Genomic DNA, 15,324 nt, shown 5'->3' on the forward strand with positions numbered 1-15,324 from the left:
CGGCTCTCGGGTCGGGCCCTGACCACCCCTCGGCCCGGCTCTCCGGGCCGGTCCGCGGGACCGCCCCGACCCCGGCCCGGCCCGATGCCGCCACCCTTTCCCGGTCCCGGCCGCCCAGGCCGGCCCCCAGCCCCATGCGCGAGGATCCCATGACCTGGCTCACCTCCTTCCCCCAATTGAAAAGCGCCTGGCTGCGCGAGTTGCAGCGCGTCATCGACGACGGCTTTCGCAGCTTCACCCGCAGCCACGGCGACATGATCGAGGGCCTCTTCAGCCCGCTGCAGACCATGCTGATCTGGTTCGAGCGATTGCTTCTGGGCACCCCCTGGCTGCTCGTCCTGGCCGTCGTCGCCGCCCTGGCCTGGGGCGCCAGCCGCAGCCTGCGCGTGGTGATCGGCTCCGTGCTGACCCTGGTGCTGATCGGGCTCTTCGGCATGTGGGACGACACCATGAAGACCATCTCCATGGTGCTGGCCGCGACGCTTTTGTCCATCGCCATCGGCCTGCCGCTCGGCATCCTGATGGCGCGCTCGCAGCGGGTGCAGCGCATCATCAGCCCGATCCTCGACATCATGCAGACCATGCCCAGCTTCGTCTACCTGATCCCGGTGGTGATGCTGCTGGGCATCGGCCGGGTGCCCGGCCTGATCGCGGTGGTGATCTATGCCCTGCCGCCGATGATCCGGCTGACCAACCTCGGCATCCGCCAGGTCGACCGCGAGGTGCTGGAGGCGACCGACGCCTTCGGCTCCTCGGCCTGGCAGAAGCTGGTCAAGGCGCAGCTGCCGCTGGCGCTGCCCACGATCATGGCCGGCATCAACCAGACCATCATGATGGCGCTGGCCATGGTGGTGATCGCCTCGATGATCGGGGTGCAGGGGCTGGGCCAGCCGGTGCTGCGCGCGATCTCGAACCAGTATTTCACGCTCGGGCTCTTCAACGGCTTCGCCATCGTCGGCATCGCCATCCTCTTCGACCGCATCAGCCAGGCCTGGGGCAAGCGGCTGCAAAAACACCAGGAGGCCAGCCATGACTGATCCCGCCACCCCTGATCCCGCCACCACGGATCCCATCGGCATCGAGATCCGCAATCTCTACAAGATCTTCGGCGCCAATCCCGAGGCGCATGTCGCGGCCGTCCGCGCCGGCATGACCAAGGCCGAGCTGCAGGCCCGCCACCAGCACGTCCTGGGGCTGAGCGACATCAACATCCAGGTCGCGCCGGGCAGCATCCAGGTCATCATGGGCCTGTCGGGATCGGGCAAGTCGACGCTGATCCGCCACATCAACCGGCTGATCGAGCCCACCGCCGGCGAGATCGTGATCGAGGGCCGCAACGTCGTCGCCATGCCGCAGGCGGAGCTGCGCGCGTTCCGCCGCCACAAGACCGCGATGGTGTTCCAGAAATTCGGCCTGCTGCCGCATCGCACCGTGCTCGACAACGCGGCCTACGGGCTCGAGGTGCAGGGCATCCCGCAGGCCGAGCGCTACCGCACCGCCATGCGCTGGATCGAGCGGGTCGGGCTTTCCGGCTTCGAGAAGAGCTATCCGAGCCAGCTTTCGGGCGGCATGCAGCAGCGGGTGGGCCTGGCGCGCGCGCTGGCCAACGACGCGCCGATCCTGCTCATGGACGAGGCCTATTCGGCGCTCGACCCGCTGATCCGCTACGACATGCAGACGGTGCTCTTGGACCTGCAGCAGGAGGTCAGGAAGACCATCGTCTTCATCACCCACGACCTCGACGAGGCGCTGCGCATCGGCGACCGCATCGCGCTTCTGCGCGACGGCTCGGTGATCCAGCAGGGCACGGCGCAGGACATCGTGCTGCGCCCGGCCGACGATTACGTGGCGAATTTCGTCCAGCATGTCGACCGCGGCAAGGTGCTGAAGGTCGGCGCGGTGATGCAGGCCCGGCACGGCTTCGACGCCCCCGAAGCCGCCATTGCCCCCGAGGCCAGCATCGCCGAGGCGCTGCAGCAGATGGCCGCCAGCCGGCTGCAGGCGCTGCGGGTCCAGGACCCCCAGGGCCGGGCCATCGGCGTCATCCCCTTCCAGGCCGCGATCAACGCCTATACCGGCCAGCATGGCGGGCAGCATGACGGGCGGCATGACGGGCAGCAGGCATGAGGGTCGGCCTGATCGGCGCCACCGGCTGGCTCGGCTCGGCGCTCGGCGCGGGGCTGCTCGCGCGCGGCATCCTGGCGCCGGGCGAGCTGGTGCTGCTCAATCGCAGCGCCCCGCAGACCAACTACCACGGCCATGCCAACGTGGCCTGGGCGCGCAATGCCGGCGCCGTCGGCTGCGCCACCGCACGCCAACTCGCAGCACGCGGCTTTCGCACCCTGCTGGTGGATCGGGCAGACTTCGGCGCAGGGGCCTGAAGGATGACCCGACCGCGCCGCCCCACGCCTTGAACGCGGGACGGCGCCTTGGCCATCGGCAGATCGCCCCCTTGCCGCGACGGCCCGTCCCGGCAGATGCGGGAATGCATATCCCGCAGCCCGCCTTCGGCCGGCAGAGGCGCCAAGGAGCGCGTTAACCCACCGGGATCGCTTATCTTTTAAAAAGAACTGTTCAGTTTTTCCGCTTGTCATGATGCTCATATCTTTTAGACAAAATTGGTCGGCGCCCTGTTGGCCCGATACTGCGCGTCGCGGCTCTTGACGGATCGCCCCGGCCTTGGGGCCGGCAATGCCGATCCCAGTGATGGTCTTCGTCTGCCTGGAAGCCGGACACGCGGGGTAACCGATTACGCGGCCCCCGGCAGGGGCTCGTATCTGAGTGGTGAGTGTTAAAATGTCTTTCAATCATGCCGGCGACAATCATTGCGGTCCCGCCGGACCCGACTGCGAGAAGATGATCTTCCTGGGAAAGCTTCCCGACATGGACCCCTGGGAGCTTGTCCCCGGCGCAGGAAGGGCCAGCACGATACTGGCCGGCGCCAGCTTCGGATCGCAGGCGGACCCGCTGTCGCGCCAGCTGGTCGAGGTCAGCGCCGTGGACCTGGACCAGGACGGCATCATCCGCACCAACGGCCCCTTCGGCTTTCTGGCCGAGCCGATCCGCCACGATGCCGACGGCGACGGCAATATCGCCAGCTACAAGGTCGACTCGACCTTCGTCGTCAAGAACACCGCCGTCACCTTCGCCAATCCCGACGGCAGCCAGGAGACGCTGGTCCTGCCGGTCCGCATTATGCAGGACACCGCCGGCAACACCTTCCTGATGCCGCCGCCCAAGGGCGCCTCGCTGCAAGAGATCGAGACGCTGACCACGCGGCCCATCGTCTCGGTCTCGTTTCCCGCCGGGGCCGGCAATTACGAGCTGGACTACCACGGCATCTTCACCGACCGGCATTGCTTTCCCTGTTTCGTCCGCGGAACGCTGATCGAAACCGACCAGGGGCCGCGGCCGGTCGAGGAACTGACCCCCGGCATGCTGGTCGTGACCAGCGACAACGGCTTGCAGCCGGTGCGCTGGATCGGCTCGCGCGTGCTGGGCAGCAAGGCGCTGGACGCCAGCCCCAACCTGCGCCCGATCCGCATCAGGGCCGGCGCGCTCGGCAAGGGGCTGCCCTTGCGCAACCTGGTCGTCTCGCCCCAGCACCGGATCCTGGTGCGTTCCAGGATCGCGCTGAAGATGTTCGGCACGCCCGAGGTTCTGGTCGCCGCCAAGCAGCTTTTGCAGATCGAGGGCATCGACATCGCCGACGACCTGCCCTCGGTGGAATATTTCCACTTCCTCTTCGACCAGCACGAGATCGTCCTGTCCGAGGGCGCCGAGACCGAATCGCTTCATACCGGGCCCGAGGCGCTGAAATCCGTCGGCCGCCAGGCCCAGGCCGAGATCTTTGCGCTTTTCCCCGAATTGCGCGACCGGCCCGAGGACGAGGTGCCGGTGGGCGCGCGCGTTCTGGCCTCGGGCCGGATGGGGCGCAAGCTGGCCGTGCGCCACGCCCAGCATCGCAAGACCCTGGTGCAATAGCCAAGGCGGGGTCGCCAGGAAGCTGGACCGGCCTTTTTCCATCCGCCCGCAGGCCGGGCATGGGCCGCGATCCCGGCGGCGCCTGCCGCGGGCAAGCAAGGCCACCAGACCCGCAGGACGGCGGGTGGATCTGCCCCGCCCCCGCGGGGCGGAGCGATTGCGCAGGCCGGTCGATCTTGCGGCCCGCGTGGGCTTCCCCTACATCTTGCAGAACAAAGAAAGGATCCGCCATGGCGATGGAAGCCCAGGATATAGAAGCCCTGATCCGCGCTGCATTTCCGCATGCCAAGATCACGATCACCGACCTTGCCGGGGACGGAAACCACTATGCCGCCGAGGTGATCGACGAAAGCTTCCGCGGCCAGAACCGCGTTCAGCAGCAACGTGCCGTCTATGCGGCGCTGCAGGGCCATATGGACGGCCCCAACGGCGCGCTGCATGCCCTTGCGCTGACCACCAAGGCACCCGATTAAGATCAACCGCAAGCGTCGCGACCAGGCGGCGCTTCAGCAAGGACCGGACGAAATGACCGATGCACGCCAGCAAATCCAGGAGACGATCGACGCAGACGATGTCGTCCTGTTCATGAAAGGCACCAAGGAGATGCCCCAATGCGGCTTTTCAAGCCGCGTGGCCGGGGTTCTGAACTACATGAACGTCCAGTATCGCGACGTGAACGTGCTGGCCGACGAGACGATCCGCCAGGGCATCAAGGATTTCTCGGACTGGCCGACCATCCCGCAGCTTTACGTCAAGGGCGAATTCGTGGGCGGCTGCGACATCGTCACCGAGATGACGCTTTCGGGCGAACTCGACCAGCTGTTCGACAAGGCCGGCGTGACCTATGACAAGGATGCCGCCAACAAGATCCGCGAAGCGAACGCCTGAGCGCGGGCGCAGCCGACGCGACAGGAAAAAAGACCCCGCCGGCGGCGGGGTCTTTTGTTGTCAATGGGTTGCGGGACGATCCTCAATAGGGATCTTCGCTCCAATCCTCGACCTCTTCCCAGTCCGGCTCGTCGCGGTGGCGCCAGTGCTGCAGGCGCGAGGCCAGGGTCATCCCAACCGCAAAGGCGCCGATCAGCGGCGCCACGGCCGCCGCCCGCGACTGCGAGGCGCCCTGGACCTGCCCGGCGACGCGGCGCAGCGTATCGGGCGGCAGGCCCAGCGTGCCGACGGCGCTTTCGCCCGCCCGGCGCGCGGCGCCATAGACGCTCGCCTCGGCGCGGTCGGCCATCCGGTCCGCCTTGTAGGCCAGGCTGTCGGTCAGCGAATGCACCCGCTGCTCGGCCTGGTCGATCAGCTGGCCGGCCTTTTGCGAGGCGCGCTCCAGTGCCGCATCCGCGGCGCCGGTGGCCTTTTCGACGGCCATGTCGGCGGCCAGCATCAGCCGCTGCTCGACCTCGGCCTTCAGCTCGTCGGTGGTGGGGACGGGATGGCGTTCCTTGCGCGCCATCAGCATCACCGCCAGCCCGACCAGCACGAAGCCCAGGCCGATCGCCAGCGAGGCGCCAAGCGCCCCCCAGCCCAGGTGATCGGCCAGCCAGGTCCACAGCGCCGCCAGCAGGAACCCCGCCCCGATCAGCAGGGCCGCGCCTGCCCCGGCCGACAGGCCGGCACGGCGTAGCTTGTCGGTCAGGGCGAGCTGGAGTTTCCTGGTATAGTCGAACATCCGCCGAGACTCAGCGCCGCGCGATGATCAGGCCCAGCAGGAAGCCGATGCCGGCCGCGATCCCCAGCGCCTGCGCCGGGTTGCGCCGCACCATGCCCGAGACCTCGTCGTAATATTCCTCGGCATGGGCCGCGACCTCATGCGCCTGCCGTTCGCCCTGCCGGTAAAGCCGGCGGGCTTCGTCGCGGGCGCGCTCGGCATATTCATGGCCCCGCTCGCGGACGGTTTCGGCATATTCGGCGCCGCGGCGCTTGGCGTCCTCGACGAATTCGGCGCCTTTTTCGCGCGCCGTCTCGTAAAGCTCGGCGCCCTTCTCGCGGGCGGTCTCATAGGCTGCGCTGGCCTCGTCGGCGGCACGGCTGGCGTGGCGGCCTACATCGTCAGCGGCCTCGCGCGCCTTGGCTTTCAGTTCATCGGCGGTGGCTTCGTGGTTCGCCATGATCTTGTCCTTTCGCAGGGCTGTATCGGTTTCGGAAAAGCAAACCCCGAAACCCGCAGATCGTTCCCGGACCGGCCGCGATTTCCTGCCCGCAGCGTCAAAGTGCCGCGTCAAAGGCGGAAACCAGCCGCGCCACCGTGCCCTCGACATCCTTGAGCTTGTCGAGCCCGAAAAGCCCGATGCGGAAGCTGCGGAATCCCTCGCCCTCGCCGACCTGCAGGGGCACGCCCGCGGCGATCTGGTAGCCGGCGGCCAGGAACTTGCGCCCGGTCGAGATCTCGGGGTCGTCGGTATGGCAGACCACCACCCCCGGCGCGGCAAAGCCCTCGGCCGCGACCGAGCGCAGGCCGCGCCGCGCCAGTTCCGAGCGCACCGCATCGCCCAGCCGCCATTGCGCCTCGCGCGCCGCCTCGAGCCCGAAGGCGCGCGTCTCGTCCATCGCATCGCGCAGGCCCAGCAGCGCATCCGTCGGCAGCGTGGCGTGATAGGCATGGCCGCCGTCCTCATAGGCCTTCATGATCGCGCGCCATTTCTTCAGGTCCAGCGCGAAGCTGTCGCTGACCGTGGTCTCCAGCCGCTCGATCCCGCGCGGGGACAGCATCACCATCCCGGTCGAGGGCGAGGCCGACCAGCCCTTTTGCGGCGCCGAGATCAGCACGTCCACGCCGGTCTGGCGCATGTCGACCCAGATCGCGCCCGAAGCGATGCAGTCCAGCACCATGATCGCGCCCACCTCATGCGCGGCATCGGCCAGCGCCTTGATATAGTCGTCGGGCAGGATCATGCCCGCCGCCGTCTCGACATGCGGGGCAAAGACGGCATCGGGGCGGGTGTCGCGGATCTTTTCCACCACTTCCTCGATGGCGGCGGGGGCAAAGGGGGCGCGGGGCTCGTTGCCCTGCGGCCGCGCCATCATCACCGTGGTCTGGCGCGCGAAACCGCCCGCCTCGAAGATCTGGCTCCAGCGATAGCTGAAAAAGCCGTTCCTGACGATCAGCGCATGGGCGTCGCGGCCGAACTGGCGCGCCACGGCCTCCATGGCGCAGGTGCCGCCGCCGGGGACCAGCGCCACCGCATCGGCGCCATAGACCTCGCGCAGCGTGGCCGAGATGTCGCGCATGACGCCCTGGAATTTCTGCGACATGTGGTTGAGCGAGCGGTCGGTGAAGACGACCGAGAATTCCTGCAATCCCTCGGGGTCCACATCGGGGCGAAGTCCGGGCATGGCCGATCCTTTCTGCTGGTTTTGCCGGCAGCCTAGCGCGCCCTCGTCCACACGGCCAGCCCTACCGAAGCGGCAGCCCGCAGCAGCCCCTTGCCGGCCGCGCCGCGCCCGACTAGCTTCAGGGGGAACAACCGACAGGCCAGTCACCATGCGTATCGGCATTCTCAAATGCGGCCAATCGCCCGAGGAACTTCGCGGCGATCTGGGCGACTATGACACCATGTTCGAGCGGCTCCTTGCCGGGCGGGGCTTCGATTTCACCAGCTATCACGTTGAAAGGATGGAGTTCCCGCCGGATGTCCACGCGGCCCAGGGCTGGCTTCTGACCGGCTCGCGCCATGGCGTCTACGAGGATCATCCCTTCATCCCGCCGCTCGAGGAGTTCATCCGCACCGCCTATGCCCGGCATGTGCCGCTGGTCGGCATCTGCTTTGGCCACCAGATCATCGCCCAGGCGCTTGGCGGCACGGTGACGAAGCATCCCGGCGGCTGGGCGGTCGGCGCGCATGACTACGATTTCGGCGGCGAAAAGGTCACGCTGAACGCATGGCACCAGGACCAGGTCATCGCCCTGCCCAGGGATGCGCAGATCGTCGCGCGAAACGAGTTCTGCGAAAACGCCGCGCTGGTCTATGAGGATCGCGCCTTTACCGTGCAGGCCCACCCCGAGTTCGACGACGCCTTCATCCAGGGGCTGATCGAGCATCGCGGCCGCGGCGCGGTGCCCAAGCCGCTGCTGGACCAGGCCCGCGCCCGCATGGGCACCCCGCGGCAATCGCCGGGCATCGCCGACCGGATCGAGGCCTTCTTCAAGGCGCCGCGCGCCTTCAGCGCAGAAATCCGGCAGGGGGCCGCATGAGACCGCATTGGATCGAGGAAACCCCGCAGGCCGCCCAGGACTATGTCGCCGGGCGGCGGCTGGACGAGGTGGAATGCATCGTCGCCGACATCGCCGGGGTGGCGCGGGGCAAGGCCATGCCCGCCTCGAAATTCGCGCATCAGGAACGGTTCTACCTGCCGAACTCGATCTTCCTGCAGACCATCACCGGGGATTGGGCCGACAACCCCTCGGGCGCCTTCACCGAGCCGGACATGATCCTGACGCCGGATTTCTCGACCGCGACGGCGGCGCCCTGGACGGCGGACGTGACCTTGCAGGTCATCCACGACGTCTCGGACCAGTCCGGCAATCCGGTGCCCATCGCGCCGCGCAACGTGCTGAAACGGGTGGTCGATCTTTACCGGCAGCGCGGCTGGCGGCCCATCGTCGCGCCCGAGATGGAGTTCTTCCTGGTCGCGCGCAACATCGACCCGAACCAGCCGATCATGCCGCCCATGGGCCGCACCGGCCGCCGCGCCGCCGCCAAGCAGGCCTATTCCATGTCCGCGGTGGACGAATACGGCAAGGTCATCGACGACATCTACGACTTCGCCGAAGCCCAGGGCTTCGAGATCGACGGCATCCTGCAGGAAGGCGGCGCCGGCCAGGTCGAGATCAACCTCAACCACGGCGACCCCGTCGCCCTGGCCGACCAGATCTTCTATTTCAAGCGGCTGATCCGCGAGGCGGCGCTGCGCCACGACTGCTTCGCCACCTTCATGGCCAAGCCCATCGAGGGCGAGCCGGGCAGCGCCATGCATATCCACCACTCGGTCGTCGGCATCGGCGACGGGCGCAACATCTTTTCCGACGAGCAGGGCCGCGAGACGCCGGCCTTCATGCATTTCATCGCCGGCATGCAGAAGCACCTGCCGGCGGCGGTGGCGCTGCTGGCGCCCTATGTCAACAGCTATCGCCGCTATGTCCCTGATTTCGCGGCGCCGATCAACCTGGAATGGGGGCGCGACAACCGCACCACCGGGCTGCGGGTGCCGATCTCGAAACCGGAATCGCGGCGGGTCGAGAACCGGCTGGCGGGCATGGATTGCAACCCCTACCTGGGCCTGGCCGCCAGCCTCGCCTGCGGCTACCTGGGGCTGGCCGAGGCCGAGGCGCCGCGCGCCGAATGCCTGGGCGACGCCTATATGTCCGAGGACGAGCTGCCCTATAACCTGGGCGACGCGCTGGACCTGATGGACGAGAGCGCGCCGATGCGCGAGGTGCTGGGGGCCGAGTTCATCGACGTCTACCAGGCGGTCAAGCGCAACGAATACAAGGAGTTCCTGCAAGTCATCAGCCCCTGGGAGCGCGAGCATCTGCTGCTGAACGTCTAGAGCCGGGCACGGCCTGGCCTTGGTGCGCCGTCGGAATGGGTATTTGGACAACGAAGAAGGCCGAGGGGATGAACCTGCTGTTTTCCAATGATCGGCCGGGGGAGTATCCGCCGAGCCTTTATGCCGCGACCCGCGATCCGCTGCCTGCCTTCCCCGAGCAGCGGGGCGAGGCGCGCGCCGATGTCGTGGTGGTGGGCGCCGGCTATACCGGCTTGTCGGCGGCGCTGCACCTGGCCGAGGCGGGCCGCGACGTGGTGGTGCTGGAGGCGCATCGCGTGGGCTTCGGCGCCTCGGGGCGCAATGGCGGCCAGATCGGCTCGGGGCAGCGGCTGGAGGTGGACGAGCTGGAGCGGATGGCCGGGGTCGAGGCGGCGCATCGGTTGTGGGACATGGCCGAGGAGGCCAAGCGCCTGACCCGCGATCTGGCAGCGCGCGCCGGGGTGCCGGTCGCCTGTGGCATCGCCCATGCCTTTCGCAAGCCCGCCGAGCTGGACCATGCCCGCGCCATGATCGACAGGCTGGCGCGCGACTACGGCTATGATCGGATCGAGGCGCTGGAGCGCGACGCCTTTCGCGCGCTGGTGCCCTCGGACGCCTATGTCGCCGGCGAGCTGGACCATGGCGCGGGGCATCTGCATCCGCTGAACCTGGCCCTCGGCATGGCGCGGCTGGCGGATGCGGCCGGCGCGAAGATCCGCGAGCTGAGCCATGTCCACCACATCCGCCACGCCCGACGCGCCGGTGAAAAGAGCATCGTCCAGACCGGCAAGGGCCGGGTGATCTGCGACCATGTCATCCTGGCGGGCAATGGCTATCTGGGCAATCTGGACATCCATGTCGCCGCCCGTGTCATGCCGATCAACAATTTCATCGTCGCGACCGAGCCCCTGGGGCCGCGCGCGGCCGAGGTGCTGACCCAGCCCATCGGCGTGCATGACACCAAGTTCGTGGTGAACTACTGGCGGCTCGACCCCGAGGGGCGGCTGATCTTCGGCGGCGGCGAGAATGTCAGCTATCGCTTTCCCGCCGACATCGCCGCCAAGGTCAGGAAGCCGCTGCTGGAGATCTATCCCGGCCTTGCCGACGTCAGGCTGACCCATGTCTGGGGCGGCACGCTGGCAATCACCATGAACCGCATGCCCTGTTTTGCCCGGCCGGCGCCGAATTGCCTGTCGGCCAGCGGCTATTCCGGCCATGGGCTGGCGCTGGCCAACCTGGCGGGCAAGCTGATGGCGCAGGCGGTTCAGGGGCAGGCCGAGGGGTTCGACACCATGGCCGCCCTGCCCTCGCCCGCCTTTCCCGGCGGTGCGGCGCTGCGCTGGCCGCTGCTGGTCGCCGGCATGGGCTGGTATTCGCTGCGCGACCGGCTGGGCTTCTAGCGCTTTTCCGCCAGTTCGCGGTCGCGCCGGGCCTTGGCGCGGGCGATGCGCTCGGCCATCTGCTTTTCGCGGTGGCGGTGATAGGCCTTGATCAGCGGCACGGTCAGGTAATGCGCCGCGACCGAGACCGCGATTCCGGGCAGCACGCCCCCCACCGCATAGGGCAGGAAGATCTGCTCGTTGAATTGCAAAAGCTGGTCCCAATGCGCCGTGCGCTCCGCACTGAGCGGCGCCAGCAGGTTGTTCCACAGCTCGCTGCCGGCGCGGGTGAATTCGTCAAAGATCAAGTGCGGGGTAAAGCGGCCCTCGACCCCCAGCATCCAGCGCCCCAGCCCCACCGAGGTCAGCGCGATGAAGGGCGTGGTCAGCGGGTTGCCGACGAAGGTGCCCAGAAGCGCCGCCAGGATATTGCCGCGGATCAGCCAGGCCAGCGCCGCAGCCCCCATGAAGTGAAAGCCGAAGAAGGGCGTGAAGGAAATGAAGATGCCGCAGGCCCAGCCGCGCGCCACCCGATGCGGCTGGTCCGGCAGGCGGCGCAGCCGGTGCAGCACGTATTTCGACGCCCGCTTCCAGCCCGAGCGCGGATAGAACATCTCGGTCCACATCTGAGCATAGCTCAGCGGCTTGCGTCTTTTGAACATGCCGGCCGCGCCTCAGCTTATATGGGCGGAAGGATCGCGGATGCGCGAGACCTGGGCCACGTCGCTTTCGGTTTCCAGCGCGGTCAGCAGCGTGTGCAGATGTTCGCGGTCGCGCAGCTCGACCTCGACCCGCAGGCGATAGAAATCCGGCTTGCGGTCGATGAACTCCAGGTCCGAGATATTCGCCCCCTGCGCGCCGATCAGCGTGCAGATGCGGCCCAGCACCCCGGCGTCGTGGCGGATGGTCAGGGACAGCATGGTGGAATAGGCGGCCGGGTGCTGGCCTTCGCGCCAATGCAGGTCGACCCAGCGTTCCGGGCTTTCCTCGAACTCGGCCAGGACCGGGCAGTCGATGGCATGGATCACCACGCCCTTGCCGCGATAGGTGATGCCGACGATACGCTCGCCCGGCAGCGGGTTGCAGCAGGGGGCGCGGGTGAATTCCTGGTCGGCCGCCAGCCCCGCGACCGCGCGGCGGGCGTCGATCTCGCTGCGCTTTTCGGCAAGTTCGGGGTAAAGCGTGGTCAGCACGTCATGGGCCGAGATCTCGGCGCTGCCGATGCGGGCCAGCAGCTCGTCGGTGTCGGGCAGCGCCATGGTCTTGGCCGCGGTGCGCAGCGCCTTGTCGCTGACCTTGCGCCCGACATGTTCGAAGGCCACCCGCACCAGTTCCGATCCCAGCCGGATGAAGCGGGTCCGGTCCTCTTGCCGCAGGCTGCGGCGGATCGCGGCCTTGGCCCGGCCGGTGACGACGATGTCGAGCCAGGTCGCCTGCGGGCGCTGGCCGGAGGCGGCGATGATCTCGACCGACTGCCCGTTCTTGAGCCGCGTCCACAGCGGCACGCGGATGCCGTCCACCTTGGCGCCGACGCAGGACGAGCCCAGCCGGGTATGGATCGCATAGGCGAAATCCAAGGGCGTCGCGCCCTTGGGCAGCGGGATCACGTCGCCCTTGGGGGTGAAGCAGAACACCTGGTCGGAATACATTTCCAGCTTCACGTGTTCCAGGAACTCGTCGTGATCCTCTTCGCCGAAACGCTCGGTCAGGCTGGCGATCCATTCGCCCGGATCGACGGCAAAGGGGTTCGCGGTGCGCACCCCGTCGCGATAGGCCCAATGCGCAGCCACGCCCGCCTCGGCCACCTCGTGCATCTGGCGGGTGCGGATCTGCACCTCGACCCGCTTGCCGTCGCGCCCCGAGACGGTGGTGTGGATCGAGCGATAGCCGTTCGCCTTGGGCTGGCTGATGTAATCCTTGAACCGGCCCGGCACCGCGCGCCAGCGGTGGTGGATCACGCCCAGCGTGCGATAGCAGTCGGGTTCCGTCCGGGTGATGATGCGAAAGCCGTAGATGTCCGACAGGCGCGAGAAGGAAAGCTGCTTTTCCTGCATCTTGCGCCAGATGCTGAAGGGGCGCTTGGCGCGGCCATAGACATCGGCCTCGATCCCCTCGCGTTCCAGCTCGGCGCGGATGTCGGCGGTGATCTTGGGGATCACGTCGCCGGATTCGCGCTGCAGGCTGACGAAGCGGCGGATGATCGAGTTGCGCGCCTCGGGGTTGATGACCTTGAAGGCCAGGTCTTCCAGCTCCTCGCGCATCCATTGCATGCCCATGCGGCCGGCCAGCGGCGCATAGATGTCCATGGTCTCGCGCGCCTTTTGCTGCTGCTTGTCCGGGCGCATGGACTTGATCGTGCGCATATTGTGCAGGCGGTCGGCCAGCTTGACCAAGATCACGCGAAGATCGCGCGACATCGCCATGAAAAGCTTGCGAAAATTCTCGGCCTGCTTGGAATGCGCGCCGGAAAGCTGCAGGTTGGTCAGCTTGGTCACGCCATCGACCAGGTCGGCGATCTCGCGCCCGAAGATCTGCGCCACCTCGGCCCAGGTCGAGCGCGTGTCCTCGATCGTGTCGTGCAGAAGCGCGGTGACGATGGTCGCATCGTCCAGCCGCATCTCGGTCAGGATGGCGGCGACGGCGACGGGATGGGTGAAATAGGGTTCGCCCGAATGGCGGAACTGGCCTTCGTGCATGCGACGCCCGTATTCATAGGCGTCGCGGATCAGTTCGGCATTGGTGCGCGGGTTGTAGTTGCGGATCAGCGCGATGAGGTCTTCGACGTCGATCATGATGGGCCGAAGACCTTTGGATTCAGTTCCTGCCTTGCGCTTCCAGCATCATGCGCAGCATGCGCTCTTCCGATTCCTCGTCGGCGGGCTTGGGACGGTCCATCTCGGCGCCCAGCAGCAGGGCCATCGCGTCCTCTTCGGGCTCGTCGACCTCGATCTGGGTCTGATGCGCCTCGATCATGCGCTCGCGCAGATCGTCCACGGGCTGGGTTTCGTCGGCGATCTCGCGCAGCGCCACGACGGGGTTCTTGTCATTGTCGCGATCGACGGTCAGCGGGCTGCCCGCGGCGATTTCGCGCGCGCGATGGGACGCCAGCATCACCAGGTCAAAACGGTTCGGAACCTTATCGACGCAATCTTCGACTGTAACGCGGGCCATCGGTCAACCTTATCAGCTGGAATCGGGGTGCAGGGGGCGAGGCCGGATATTTGGGCGCCCGCGACGGAAATGTCAAGCACTTGCGGGCCGCATCCCCGCCAGCGCCTCGGGCGGAAGCGCCGCCAGCATCTGCGCCACGCTGAGCCCAAGGCGCGGATGCACCCAGTCCGGCGCGATCTCGGCCAGGGGTGTCAGGACGAAGCCGCGGTCCTGCAGCCGGGGATGGGGCAGGATCAGGCCCTGGGGGACATGCAGCGGCTGTTCCTGCGGCGGCAGGCCGCGCCAATGGTCCTGCACGGCGGCATCGGGCAGCACCAGATCGCCATGGGCCAGCAGGTCCAGGTCCAGCCCGCGGGCCTGCCAGCGCGCCCCGTCGCGGCTGCGGCCCAGCTCGGCCTCGATTTCGTGCAATTCGCGCAGCAGTTGTTCGGGCGGCATGACGCAGCGGAAAGACGCCGCCGCATTCACATAATCGGGACCGGAACCTGCCGGAAAGGCTGGGGTAAACCAGAAGCGGCTGAAGGCCACCGGCACAACCTGCGGTAATTGCGAGATCTTTTGCAAGGCGAAACGCAGGCTCTGCGAGGGCGAACCTGCCGAACTAGGCAGGTTTGCACCCAGGGCAACGAGGACTAAGTTCGCTTTCTGACTTTGGTTTCGAGACATCTCGGGGGAATCGTGTTTTACAAGGACGACCGGCTGGCGTTGTTCATTGACGGGTCGAATCTTTATGCTGCGGCAAAGTCGCTGGGCTTCGACATCGACTACAAGCTGCTGCGGCAGGAATTCGAACGGCGCGGCAAGCTGGTCCGCGCCTATTATTATACGGCATTGCTGGAGAACGAGGACTACTCACCGATCCGCCCGCTGGTCGATTGGCTGCATTACAACGGCTATTCCATGGTGACGAAACCCGCGCGCGAATATACCGACGCGCTGGGGCGCCGCAAGGTCAAGGGCAACATGGATGTCGAGCTGGTCATCAACGCCATGGAGCTGGCGCCGCGGCTGGATCATGCGGTGCTGTTTTCCGGCGACGGCGACTTCCGGCCGCTGGTCGAGGCGCTGCAGCGCCAGGGCGTGCGGGTCTCGGTGGTCTCGACCATGCGCAGCCAGCCGCCGATGATCGCCGACGAATTGCGCCGGCAGGCGGACAATTTCATCGAACTGGACGCGCTGCGCGACATCATCGGCCGCCCGCCGCGCGAGCCCGCCCCGCAGGAAAGCTGACCCGGCAAAGCTGCCCCGGCACGGGGCCTGC

General features: G+C 67.3%; 17 protein-coding genes. 10 read left to right on the forward strand and 7 right to left on the reverse strand.

The window, feature by feature from the left end:
• Positions 1-149 precede the first annotated feature (149 nt).
• From E3U26_RS02785 to grxD, 6 genes are all read left to right on the forward strand, one after another.
• Positions 150-1,037, forward strand: coding sequence for an ABC transporter permease (locus tag E3U26_RS02785; RefSeq protein ID WP_499105310.1), 888 nt, complete (start codon positions 150-152; stop codon positions 1,035-1,037).
• The gene (locus E3U26_RS02790; RefSeq protein WP_499105401.1) at positions 1,030-2,127 is read left to right on the forward strand and encodes a quaternary amine ABC transporter ATP-binding protein; all 1,098 of its coding nucleotides are present in this window, start codon (positions 1,030-1,032) and stop codon (positions 2,125-2,127) included. The genes E3U26_RS02785 and E3U26_RS02790 overlap by 8 nt, the downstream gene beginning before the upstream one ends.
• A complete protein-coding gene (locus E3U26_RS02795) occupies positions 2,124-2,381 on the forward strand; it encodes a hypothetical protein (RefSeq protein ID WP_449045577.1) in 258 nt (85 codons plus the stop codon). Before E3U26_RS02790 ends, E3U26_RS02795 begins: the two co-directional genes overlap by 4 nt.
• Before the next feature lie 415 nt (positions 2,382-2,796).
• The gene (locus E3U26_RS02800) at positions 2,797-3,984 is read left to right on the forward strand and encodes a Hint domain-containing protein (RefSeq protein WP_499105402.1); all 1,188 of its coding nucleotides are present in this window, start codon (positions 2,797-2,799) and stop codon (positions 3,982-3,984) included.
• 230 nt (positions 3,985-4,214) lie between these two features.
• Positions 4,215-4,457 carry a BolA/IbaG family iron-sulfur metabolism protein gene (locus E3U26_RS02805; RefSeq protein ID WP_024844566.1) on the forward strand — a complete coding sequence of 81 codons (243 nt, stop codon included), beginning with the start codon at positions 4,215-4,217 and terminating at the stop codon, positions 4,455-4,457.
• Between the two features lie 52 nt (positions 4,458-4,509).
• On the forward strand, positions 4,510-4,872 hold the full coding sequence (gene grxD, locus E3U26_RS02810) for a Grx4 family monothiol glutaredoxin (RefSeq protein WP_036759351.1): 363 nt from the start codon (positions 4,510-4,512) through the stop codon (positions 4,870-4,872).
• An 82-nt stretch (positions 4,873-4,954) separates the two neighbouring features.
• Here grxD and E3U26_RS02815 read toward each other — a convergent pair whose 3' ends face one another.
• From E3U26_RS02815 to E3U26_RS02825, 3 genes are all read right to left on the reverse strand, one after another.
• A complete protein-coding gene (locus E3U26_RS02815) occupies positions 4,955-5,656 on the reverse strand; it encodes a phage holin family protein (protein WP_499105403.1) in 702 nt (233 codons plus the stop codon).
• Between the two features lie 10 nt (positions 5,657-5,666).
• The gene (locus E3U26_RS02820) at positions 5,667-6,095 is read right to left on the reverse strand and encodes an ElaB/YgaM/YqjD family protein (RefSeq protein WP_036759354.1); all 429 of its coding nucleotides are present in this window, start codon (positions 6,093-6,095) and stop codon (positions 5,667-5,669) included.
• A 97-nt stretch (positions 6,096-6,192) separates the two neighbouring features.
• Positions 6,193-7,320: an aminotransferase class V-fold PLP-dependent enzyme gene (locus E3U26_RS02825; RefSeq protein ID WP_072463844.1), complete on the reverse strand. Its 1,128-nt coding sequence runs from the start codon at positions 7,318-7,320 to the stop codon at positions 6,193-6,195.
• Between the two features lie 148 nt (positions 7,321-7,468).
• Here E3U26_RS02825 and E3U26_RS02830 point away from each other — a divergent pair, with 148 nt between their 5' ends.
• The 3 genes from E3U26_RS02830 (at position 7,469) to E3U26_RS02840 (ending at position 10,913) form a co-directional block, all read left to right on the forward strand.
• Positions 7,469-8,179 (forward strand): type 1 glutamine amidotransferase, encoded by a 711-nt coding sequence (locus tag E3U26_RS02830; protein WP_072463843.1) that lies wholly within the window; start codon positions 7,469-7,471, stop codon positions 8,177-8,179.
• Entirely contained in the window at positions 8,176-9,534 is a 1,359-nt protein-coding gene (locus E3U26_RS02835; RefSeq protein ID WP_072463842.1) for a glutamine synthetase family protein, read from the forward strand. Before E3U26_RS02830 ends, E3U26_RS02835 begins: the two co-directional genes overlap by 4 nt.
• 68 nt (positions 9,535-9,602) lie before the next feature.
• Positions 9,603-10,913, forward strand: coding sequence for an NAD(P)/FAD-dependent oxidoreductase (locus E3U26_RS02840; RefSeq protein ID WP_499105770.1), 1,311 nt, complete (start codon positions 9,603-9,605; stop codon positions 10,911-10,913).
• Here the strand turns inward: E3U26_RS02840 and E3U26_RS02845 are convergent.
• The 4 genes from E3U26_RS02845 to folK all read right to left on the reverse strand — a co-directional run bounded on the left by E3U26_RS02845 (position 10,910) and on the right by folK (position 14,729).
• The gene (locus E3U26_RS02845; RefSeq protein ID WP_036759361.1) at positions 10,910-11,554 is read right to left on the reverse strand and encodes a DUF2062 domain-containing protein; all 645 of its coding nucleotides are present in this window, start codon (positions 11,552-11,554) and stop codon (positions 10,910-10,912) included. The two genes, E3U26_RS02840 and E3U26_RS02845, sit on opposite strands and share 4 nt — an antisense overlap.
• 12 nt (positions 11,555-11,566) lie before the next feature.
• Positions 11,567-13,684 carry a RelA/SpoT family protein gene (locus E3U26_RS02850; RefSeq protein WP_036759362.1) on the reverse strand — a complete coding sequence of 706 codons (2,118 nt, stop codon included), beginning with the start codon at positions 13,682-13,684 and terminating at the stop codon, positions 11,567-11,569.
• Positions 13,685-13,706: 22 nt separating this feature from the next.
• The gene (gene rpoZ, locus E3U26_RS02855) at positions 13,707-14,063 is read right to left on the reverse strand and encodes a DNA-directed RNA polymerase subunit omega (protein ID WP_024844556.1); all 357 of its coding nucleotides are present in this window, start codon (positions 14,061-14,063) and stop codon (positions 13,707-13,709) included.
• A 72-nt stretch (positions 14,064-14,135) separates the two neighbouring features.
• Positions 14,136-14,729: a 2-amino-4-hydroxy-6-hydroxymethyldihydropteridine diphosphokinase gene (gene folK / locus E3U26_RS02860; RefSeq protein WP_499105405.1), complete on the reverse strand. Its 594-nt coding sequence runs from the start codon at positions 14,727-14,729 to the stop codon at positions 14,136-14,138.
• A 12-nt stretch (positions 14,730-14,741) separates the two neighbouring features.
• Between folK and E3U26_RS02865 the strand changes: the two genes are divergently transcribed.
• Positions 14,742-15,293, forward strand: a complete 552-nt coding sequence (locus tag E3U26_RS02865) for a LabA-like NYN domain-containing protein (protein WP_036759365.1) — start codon at positions 14,742-14,744, stop codon at positions 15,291-15,293.
• Positions 15,294-15,324: the final 31 nt, after the last annotated feature.

The organism is Paracoccus ferrooxidans, assembly GCF_029909815.1.
Taxonomy (GTDB): Bacteria; Pseudomonadota; Alphaproteobacteria; order Rhodobacterales; family Rhodobacteraceae; genus Paracoccus; species Paracoccus versutus.